15 protein-coding genes are annotated in these 9006 nt (G+C 54.8%); 1 reads left to right on the top strand and 14 read right to left on the bottom strand.

Going from position 1 to position 9006, the window contains the following annotated elements; genetic code table 11:
- Positions 1-21: 21 nt before the first annotated feature.
- From A4E19_20560 to A4E19_20545, 4 genes are all read right to left on the bottom strand, one after another.
- Positions 22-291 (bottom strand): hypothetical protein, encoded by a 270-nt coding sequence (locus A4E19_20560; GenBank protein OQW31223.1) that lies wholly within the window; start codon positions 289-291, stop codon positions 22-24.
- A 187-nt stretch (positions 292-478) separates the two neighbouring features.
- On the bottom strand, positions 479-1471 hold the full coding sequence (locus A4E19_20555; GenBank protein OQW31222.1) for a hypothetical protein: 993 nt from the start codon (positions 1469-1471) through the stop codon (positions 479-481).
- Positions 1472-1556: 85 nt separating this feature from the next.
- Entirely contained in the window at positions 1557-2009 is a 453-nt protein-coding gene (locus A4E19_20550; GenBank protein OQW31221.1) for a polyketide cyclase, read from the bottom strand.
- A gap of 207 nt (positions 2010-2216) precedes the next feature.
- Positions 2217-2762 (bottom strand): hypothetical protein, encoded by a 546-nt coding sequence (locus tag A4E19_20545; protein ID OQW31220.1) that lies wholly within the window; start codon positions 2760-2762, stop codon positions 2217-2219.
- 30 nt (positions 2763-2792) lie between these two features.
- On the opposite strand from A4E19_20545, the gene A4E19_20540 reads away from it, so the two are divergent.
- Positions 2793-3053, top strand: a complete 261-nt coding sequence (locus tag A4E19_20540) for a hypothetical protein (GenBank protein ID OQW31219.1) — start codon at positions 2793-2795, stop codon at positions 3051-3053.
- Between the two features lie 237 nt (positions 3054-3290).
- Here A4E19_20540 and A4E19_20535 read toward each other — a convergent pair whose 3' ends face one another.
- The 10 genes from A4E19_20535 to A4E19_20490 form a co-directional block, all read right to left on the bottom strand.
- Positions 3291-3698, bottom strand: a complete 408-nt coding sequence (locus A4E19_20535; protein OQW31218.1) for a hypothetical protein — start codon at positions 3696-3698, stop codon at positions 3291-3293.
- A 35-nt stretch (positions 3699-3733) separates the two neighbouring features.
- Positions 3734-4192, bottom strand: coding sequence for a polyketide cyclase (locus tag A4E19_20530; protein ID OQW31217.1), 459 nt, complete (start codon positions 4190-4192; stop codon positions 3734-3736).
- A 72-nt stretch (positions 4193-4264) separates the two neighbouring features.
- Positions 4265-4624 (bottom strand): RNA signal recognition particle, encoded by a 360-nt coding sequence (locus tag A4E19_20525; protein ID OQW31216.1) that lies wholly within the window; start codon positions 4622-4624, stop codon positions 4265-4267.
- 26 nt (positions 4625-4650) lie between these two features.
- A complete protein-coding gene (locus tag A4E19_20520) occupies positions 4651-5031 on the bottom strand; it encodes a hypothetical protein (GenBank protein ID OQW31215.1) in 381 nt (126 codons plus the stop codon).
- Between the two features lie 293 nt (positions 5032-5324).
- Entirely contained in the window at positions 5325-5768 is a 444-nt protein-coding gene (locus A4E19_20515) for a dehydrogenase (protein ID OQW31224.1), read from the bottom strand.
- Positions 5769-5861: 93 nt separating this feature from the next.
- Positions 5862-6233 (bottom strand): hypothetical protein, encoded by a 372-nt coding sequence (locus A4E19_20510; protein OQW31214.1) that lies wholly within the window; start codon positions 6231-6233, stop codon positions 5862-5864.
- Between the two features lie 154 nt (positions 6234-6387).
- Positions 6388-6840, bottom strand: a complete 453-nt coding sequence (locus A4E19_20505) for a hypothetical protein (protein OQW31213.1) — start codon at positions 6838-6840, stop codon at positions 6388-6390.
- A 182-nt stretch (positions 6841-7022) separates the two neighbouring features.
- Positions 7023-7388, bottom strand: coding sequence for a hypothetical protein (locus A4E19_20500; protein OQW31212.1), 366 nt, complete (start codon positions 7386-7388; stop codon positions 7023-7025).
- A gap of 46 nt (positions 7389-7434) precedes the next feature.
- Positions 7435-7860 carry an enamine deaminase RidA gene (locus A4E19_20495; protein OQW31211.1) on the bottom strand — a complete coding sequence of 142 codons (426 nt, stop codon included), beginning with the start codon at positions 7858-7860 and terminating at the stop codon, positions 7435-7437.
- The gene (locus tag A4E19_20490; protein ID OQW31210.1) at positions 7835-8572 is read right to left on the bottom strand and encodes an MBL fold metallo-hydrolase; all 738 of its coding nucleotides are present in this window, start codon (positions 8570-8572) and stop codon (positions 7835-7837) included. The genes A4E19_20495 and A4E19_20490 overlap by 26 nt, the downstream gene beginning before the upstream one ends.
- Positions 8573-9006 lie beyond the last annotated feature (434 nt).

Raw genomic sequence — 9006 nt, 5'->3', positions numbered from 1 at the left:
GCCGCCTCTCTTACGGCGGGTCTAGGAAGTGCTCAACTTATGATTGAATGTAGGAACTTCAGCGTGAGGTAAACAGTCCGCCGTCTCACGGTGATGGGTCTGGACCCAGTAGGTTCTGTTGGTATCCAATCTCACACGAACCTGTCCTGTACGGCTCAAGTGATCGATGGCCAGGAATACCTGATTCCAGGTGACTTCAGGACAGAGATCCACGACCTCCTCCAGTGGGCATTCAGTACCCAATTGTTCCAGCGTCGTTCGGATGCGATCGCTCAGAATGGGCATGGCCATAAGTCACCTCCGCTTGCTCATGGTTGTTGGCACTCCATCATCCATCATGAGGCCCTACCGTAGAGTAGCGAGGAACCCGTATGAACTGGGACATCCCCCAGGTTCTCATGCGCGTCGACAGTCTATAGGAGCAGGTCAGCAGGCGAAGGGCTATCCGGATGTGGGAACCACTGAGAGCTGTAAAGGACTACTGCTGATGACACCCGGTACAGGCAAAGGTCGAATTGATCATCATCGGTCGAACCGGTGTTCCTAGTGCTCCGTTAAACACCGCGACATTCTCCTGGGCCTGTTCGATGCGCGATTCCAACACGCCCGCGAACTTCCAGGTCGCATAATCCCGTGAATGCTTCGCATTGGCATAGATCTTTTGGGCTGTCTGCCAGTCACCCGACTTGACCAGCATGTCCCCCATGTTCAAGAAGAAACCTTCGAGATTGTGAGGCGCGATCCGGGAGTTCCAGCAGACCCGCTTTGTGCCTTCTGTAGTTTCGAGCGGCATGTATTTCGCGTAGTCCGGCTTGGTACGATCAACACGCTCCTGCACGCAGACATCAAGGTTGCGCCATTGCCATTCGAGTCCTTCTTTGAAATGTGGCGAGTCAGCCGGCAAGCGGCTCATCACGTAGCCGGCGGTGAACAGGTTAAACTCGGGCCATGCCTCGATGGCATCGAGCAGCATAAAGTACCCACGCCGGAGGAGACGTTCGTCTTTGTGCAGGGTTCCTTCGGTCACCGTATGGCCGGCGAGGAATCCTTGTGTTCGAGGGTCCGACGGATCGAGATTGACGGCCTCCTCGAAGTATCGCCGTGCCAGAACCGTATGGTCGGTGATCGTGGCCGGGATGGTCGATAACCGTGCGCGTTCGGCTACGCGCCAGTTATGAAGCCAGGCGATATGGGCAGCCGTCACGGCATCGGTCGGCGTTTGCAAGTACGCCGCTGTCAAGACCTCCAATACACGTGGGATCTCGTCGTATGCGCCGCTGTGGAAGGTGTGCCAGAAAAGGTCGTCGGCGTGGAGGGCTGCAAGACTTCGTACGCTGGTTGCCTTCTTGGAAGGTGCGAGTAACACTGCGACGTCGTCTCGGTTCACCCATCCAGCGACGCCGGCGGCTAGGGCCAGTGTAATCATCACGGCAATCCAACTGATGTGGGCTCCACACAGTTTGTTGATCATGGTACATGTAACCTTCAGTTTCTATGCGCGGCAGGTAATGCTCGTAGTCCGATCTCCGTGTGCATCCCGCCAATCAGCCGGACGTTCACTGCTGATCAGGAACTTCAACCTCCACAAGTTTCGCCAGCAAGGTGAGCGATTCCTGCCATCCCAGGTGGCATGCTTCTGCCGGAATAAGTGCTGGTACGCCTTCCTGCGTGATGTTCAGTTCGGTCCCGCAGGACAGCTTGTTCAAGGCGATGGTCGTGTGCATCACGCCCGGCAAATTGGGATCGTCGAACTTGTCCGTATAACGGATGCGCTCGTGCGGCACCAGCTCGAGATACTCGCCGCCGAACGAGTGACTTGTGCCGGTGGTGAAATTGGTAAACGACATTTTGTATGTGCCGCCGACTTTGGCGTCCAACTGATGGACCTTGCCGGTAAATCCGTTCGGTGGAAGCCATTTGGCCATCGCGTCCGCATCAAGGAAAGCGCGGTAAATCCTCTCCGGTGTGGCCCGAAGCACGCGGTGAAGTTGGATGGTATGTGCCGACATGATTGTTCTCCTTGTGATGGCTTGTGATCATAGGTCCATGATCTTTCCCCGTTACCCTAGAACAGCGTTCTGTCGGTTAGTCGTTCAAGCCATGCTGGAATCGACATCACGGGGGGAGAATTGTCAGCACTGTCTCGTGATGCTCACGGAACTTTAATGGCCAATCGGTCGTCCACCGGGCTCTGAACATTTCCATTTTCAATCTTCTCATTCGGTGTACCAGACGAGCTGTAGAGAAAGAAGGATGAGCAGCGTGGGGAAAATGAGCCGTTTGTTGGTTCCAACCCATCGACCCCTCGCCTCCTTAAAAAGACTCAGGGCGATCAACAGACAAGTGCCCGCAAAAAAACGATGCTGCACGTTTACGACATCCAAACCTGGATGGTCGAGATGTTGATGACTGAGCAGCCCGACTGCGCCGATGATGGCCAATCCACCCGCAACATAAGATGCCGCATTGTTCTGCCCCATCATGTGCCGACCACGAAAAGCGTGCAGCGCCAGCAATAGGGGAATGAGCGACAACAATTTATGTTGCAGCCATTCGACAGAGGTCGGCATGGTCCAACTTTCCCAGAAACTCGATCCCATCGGCCAACCGTCAGGGTCCGCTCGAACGAAGATGAACAGACCGAACAGCGTCCACGTCATGCCGATGGCGTATTGCAGAAAAGATTGTCGGGAATGTGTCGCTCGGCCCATGGCCATCAGGATGCCGATGACGAATACAAAATAGCCGGCAGTGTGATGCATGAATAAGGAATAGGGGCGTCCACCGACGTTGTGCTGATTCGTTACTTCCCCAGAGTGCTGATGCGAATCAGTGGAGGCATCCTGAACAAGAATGTGGCCCGATCGTTCGGGGGGAAGCCCTACGCTTTCGGCCGCAGTTCCTCCAGATGGCTGAGGGAACAGCATGGAACCAAGGAACAAGATCGGAAGAAGTATGCTCTTACAAGCAGAGTCATGTTCGAACACATCGTTTTCACACAAGGACCCATCACGCTCACACTCTCGTTTCCGGTGGACAACTGCAATACGTGAGGCAACTTGCCGCAATAACTGAAATATAGGATTGATCTGCACGGGCATCGCTTTCTCCCACAGTCAAACAATGATTTTCCGGCCGTACAGCTCGGGAATCCTCTAGGAGACTGCGGGCGGCTGCTGATCCACTATCTAAAGCCGAGTTCCAGTCGATCGCGATTTAGGCGACCGGGGTTTACGTGAAGCAGCAAAAGTGTTCCGACTGTCGCGTTCAGTCGCCGCTATGGCAGCGCTCTATCCCTTCTGCACCGTTGCGGGGTCCATCCAGAACACTTCCCAAATATGGCCGTCCGGGTCTTCAAAACTCCGTGTGAACATGAAACCATAGTCCTTGGGAGAATAAGCCTCTATCCCGCCGGCCTTGATCGCCTTGTCAGCGAGCTCATTCACTTTCGATTTGCTTTCGACGGCCAGAGCCGTGAGCAACTCGGTCGTCTGATGCGCGTCGGCGATCGGTTTTTTCGTAAATTCCTTCACCTTGTCGTGGGTGAGTAGCATGGCGTAGATGTCGTCGCTCATGACCATGCAGGCCGCTGTCTTGTCCGTAAACTGTGGGTTGAATGAAAAGCCGATCGTTTTAAAGAAGTCCATCGATTTGTCGAGATCCTTGACGGGGAGATTGACGAATATCTTGCTGACCATATTGCCTCCTTTTGTCCGCGAGTATACGTATTACATTAATTCCAATCGTCAATTTTGATATCGTGAGGAGCCGGCCTGCCCTTGCCGGTTTCGATGAGTTCCTTGAGGCTCATCAAAAAGACGGCCCACTTCGTACTGCAATGGGCAGTAAACTCGCTGGCCTCCTTCCACTTGCGATGGGCGAACAGCACGATCGTGAACTCGTTCTCATGCTTCAGATCGAAATTGATGTCCGTCCCAATCCATTCCTCGGGTCCCTTGACGCATTTCCATTGAACCTTCTTGAATGGCTCTTGTTTCAACACTTCCATGTCGAACACACCGATGATCTTTCCGTTGGGGTCGCGAAACTGAAAGGAAATGGTTTCCCCAACATCGGCGACGCCGCTCGTGTCCGCCGTCCACCAAGCGGCAAGTCCCTCGATCGTCGAGAGGGCCCAATACACGTTGTCGGGACCAGCCTTGATGCCTACGCGATGCATAATGTCAGCCATGACACATCTCCAAATAGCCAACGTGAAATGATGAAGCTCTTGTAGTCGCCTCGCCACTCTTGTTGTGAGAACCTATGCCTCGACCACGACCTCGAATCCACCGTAAGCCATGCGTTTCACGTCAAACGGCATCGAGTTTTCATCACACATCCCTTTGATGCGAGGATCTTTCATCACCTTGGCGTTGACGCGGTCGCGGTGGGCTCGTGACTTGTAGACGATCCATGAAAACACAACCGTCTCGCCGGCTTTGAGCTTGGCTAACCGAGGAAACGGCAGACCCATCTTCACCCTGAGATCTTCGCCGACACACTCGCGGTATTCGAGTGCCCCATGTTCCCGCCAAATCTTGCCGGCTTTCTTGGCCATCCCAAAATAGGCATTCAGGTTTTTCTTCGGTACCGGCAACACAAATCCGTCGACATATCGCATAAGCCACTCTCTTTCTGAGGTGTAGGTTACTTCTTCAGCTTTTCCCACAGTGCCATGACGTTCCCCTCCGGATCGGCAACGTCGGCCATAAATCCCCACTCTCCCATGCCATGTTTCGGGGTCACCACTTTCCCACCCGCCTTTTCGATTGCTCTGATCGTCTGATCGATCGATTCCGTCTCCACGCCGAATGACGGATGGTCATCTTTGGATTTGCGTTTGTAGAATCCCCCGTTGATGCCACCTACTTCGATTGGGTTGTAGTCCTTGTCCGCCGCGGTGGTGAGCGCCATCGCTCCGTCGTTGCCCTCAAGATTGACCTTCCAATCGAACACGGTTTCATAAAAGGCTTTGGCCTTGTTGACGTCCGAAGCGGGAATCTCAAAAAAGCAGACTTTGTTTTTCATGTTCGTTCCCTTTTATGCTCGGAGTTGGAATTAGAAATAGCGTTGACGACGATCGTTTTGCATATGGAAGCCAATCCCTATGCTCGTTTTTCAACCACGGTTTTGGGATTGGCCAGGCCCGCCTCGAAATCCTTACCGACCAGGTCGCAGAAGAACCCCATGATCTTCATCATGCTTGGTCGCGGCATAACCGAGCAATGCTGCAATCGCGGCACCAGTTATCAACATAATGGTCGTCAGCATGGCTTCCTCCTCTGGTTGCAAGTGCTGAGTGCTGGGTGCAGAGTGTGGGGCTAAGAGCGAGAGTGATCGTTTTTTGCCGCTTGTGCCCATACTCGTTCCTCTTGAGCCCTCAGTTCGGGTGTAAACTCTGCCCCGAAGTCGTGGGCTTCAAAGATTTGCCTAATTTCAAGTTCGCCCTCTCTGCCGTCGACGGCAGGATTCGGACAGCGCTTGGCCCACTCGATGGCTTCCTCTTTCGACTTGCATTGCCAGATCCAGTAGCCGGCAATCAGTTCTTTCGTTTCGGGAAACGGACCATCGACGACCGTGCGTGTGCTCCCTGAGAATTTTAGTCGCGCGCCTTTCGAGCTTGGTTGAAGCCCATCGCCGGCCAGCATGATGCCGGCGTTGGCTAACTCTTCATTGAACTTGCCCATCTCCGTCAACAATTTCTCGCTCGGCATCATGCCCGCTTCCGAGTCTTTTGTGGCTTTCACGATCACCATAAACCGCATGACGGCCTCCTTTTGTCTGAGTTCTGGTGACTTTCGCAACATCACCCCGTCTCCTCATCTCATAGTCGAAAGAAGAATCGTTTAATCGACAGATCAGGTAGTTCTCAGCGGGATCAACACCTTGAGCCGTTGTTCACGCAGGTAAAGCCCGATCCAGATTGAGAGGCCGAGCACGATTTGCATGTACACCGGCTCACCGAGCCGCAGGTGCGTGACGATCGCCCCGCCGACGTACCCCGTCAGCAGAATCGCGCCTGTGATGGAAGTGGCGGGGATCACGTAGATCGCGACACAGGAGAATTCGAGAATCCCCAGCGGTAGGCGCAGCGATTCAGGAAGTCCCATGCGTGCCATGCCTTCCGAAACCTCGGCGCCGCCCATCAGCTTCATGACCGCACTCATCGTCAACAGGAGCGCGATCAGACCTGAGATGATTCGACCGGTCCACATCAGCTTCGTTTCCATCGCCGTCTCCCTAGTAAGGTGGCTACCCCTGAACGATTAAGCTCCTGCCGCTCTTCATTGGTCTTTAGACATTAGTCGAATCAAGAGGTCTCAAATCGACATCGACCTTCAATGCTCCGATCGAACTATTCTGATTTGCTCACCTAACTCCGGTTTATGAAAGCCCCATTCCGCGGGCCATGGCTGCCGCGAAAAACGGAATGGGCACGACCACGATCATTTCCGCACGCAACCACCATTGAAGACGGCGAACCTGCTCTTCCGACGGGAGAAATTCAGGTCTTGCGTGAACCTGCTTGCTCCATTGAATCAGTCGTAGCGTCGGCGGAATAGAGAGGATTGCCACGATCATGAAGAGTCCGATCTTGGTCCAAAAGAGGGGATTCGACAGATAGAATGGCGAACCTTTCGTACCCCAGAAGACCCGAGTAAACCCCACGCCGAGCAGCAGGACCGCGCTCATTCCATAGATTCGATCCAGGTGTGCGGCTAGTCGGAGACCGGACGCGGTCATTCCCGGTCGGATGAGAACGTATTGCGCTGCCAGGACGGCAACCAGCATAAAGATCAGCAGAAAGTGAAAGGAGGAAAGCAATACGTCGCTCATCGGCTACCCTCATCTATGTGACAGGTCTTGTAAACGGCACAATGATCGCAAAGCAGGTCGGGTCAGTTCCCACTGTTGTGATCCGCCATTCAGTACATCGCCAACCACGAGATGCCATCCAATAAGGCGTGGGCCGATCTTCCGCAAACAGCTCCAACCACCGTGCAAGCCGCATCACTCGCTCATTGGTGCTCGCGGTTTTGCCGTAGAGCTCCGGCAGTGTAATTCGTCGAACCCGAAATCGAGGATGGCTGACGCAGCCGCCAGGGCATACCCGTAACTTGCTCGGATTCCGCTGTCCGTACACCACCACAGCCGATAAGCGATCGAGGTTCTCGACGTTGCACGATGGCGAACTGATAATTGCGCCGAGGGTGTTCGGCTGCCCACCGTGTGAAACATTCCAGTAGCTCCCGCCCATAGGCCGGCTGCCTTTCCTGTGGCCCGTAGAACGCAAGAGCGCGCGGGTCTTCATGGTAGGAGAGAAATGCGGGAACATCGCCCTCCACGAAGTCGCGCAGAAGAATTCTCTTTGTCATGATTTGCATGTCAGCAATCCATACGTTGCGGTCTGGCGTCATGGCCGTGCCCTTCTCAACTTCGCTCCGCCACGACATCTGCGACGGCCACCGCCTCTATTTCGATCATCGCATCCCGGGAGTAGAGCGATCGAACTTCAACGATGGTGTCCGCCGGATAGGGAGGCGTAAACCAACGGCCGCGCAACCCAACGATCCGGTCAAAATAATCCATATTCGTCAAATAAATGGTGACCTTGATGACGTTCTTGAGACTCGAACCACCGGCGCGCAGCACTCGTTCCAAGTTTTCAAAGACTTGTTGGGCCTGCGCATCGAAATCACCCACCCCCACAATCTGTCCTTGTGAGTCGATCGCGGCTTGGCCGGAGATAAACAACAGGTCTCCGGCTCGATAGCCTTGAGCCAGACGAAACGGTTTATAAGGGTCTGGATCGATCACGATTTGCTCATTCTCATGGCTCGCTCCCCAGTACCTCACGCATCACCGACGCCAAGTCTCGTAACGCCCCTTCTCCGTCACCGATAAACGTCGATCCGTGCATGAGCGCGAGTCGCGCCGGACGAAGCTGAGCCAAGCCATGCAGGATCGGTTCGGTCAACGGGGTGTAAGGGTAGGGATCGGCAAAAGGCCCCTTCTTGCCTGCGAGCAGCGCCTGCTTGGCCCGATCGACGACATCGGTCTTGGTCATCGGTTCAACGTCTCCTTCATGCGTGAACAGATCCGAGCAGAGCAGGGTACGGGTGACCTCTTCGAACAAGAGGCCCGCCTCCCAGTTGTGCGGCACATGTGGCGTCTGCTGAAACTGGAAACGATAGGCGCCGGTCTTTAAAATCTCGTCGTGCGCTAACACATGGGCGGGACGGACGGCGAAGTCGTTCACGCTCACGAGGGCCCCGACCAGGCCGCACACCGGTTCCGCTTGAGGAGCCACCGCCAACCATTCGTTCAGGGCGCCACATTCATCCGCTTCGAAATGGCTGAACGAAATCCATCGCAACGTCGCCGGATTCATGACGCGCACCACCGCATCCCGAACAAGTGGGAACATCTGTTTCATCCCCGTGTGGAACAACAGCGGCTCGTCGTCCTTGATCAGGAAGTGATTGAACCGGAGGTTGAACTCCGGCACGTAAATCGAAATCATGTAGTGATCGGGTCCGATCTCCGTCAGTCTTGCTTTCTCAGTCATAATTATTGCTCCCAGGGCAATGACCCACGTCCGTTCATATGCATCGATTCTTCACATCACGATGCCGTCGCCGGCATGACGACGCCGTCCTGTCTTATTTCGTGTGCGAACGCTCTGCGAGCAGAGGGCTACATCGCTGGTGTGCCGCAATGAGCGGATCCACGATGGCGCCACAATTTATACAGCGCCAACCGACTGGCTCATACCCGCCTGAGCCGAACCCAAAGTCGCCAAACTCCTCACGGACCATCAGGCCGCTACATCGATGGCATACCATGGCTTCTTCCTTTCGTTGGATCGCCTGCCCAACCGAGCACATCTCTTCTTTCCCAATCAGCCCTTCTCCCCATGGGACACTGCCACTACCGGCATCTGTGGAGCCGAATCCGGCGGAGTCCAACCGCCGCCGAGGGCCTTGTAGAGCTGGACGATGG

The organism is Nitrospira sp. SG-bin1 (assembly GCA_002083365.1).
Lineage (GTDB): Bacteria > Nitrospirota > Nitrospiria > Nitrospirales > Nitrospiraceae > Nitrospira_D.
Note: the sequence above shows the minus strand (reverse complement) of the source record. Positions and strands in the feature narration are given on the sequence as shown.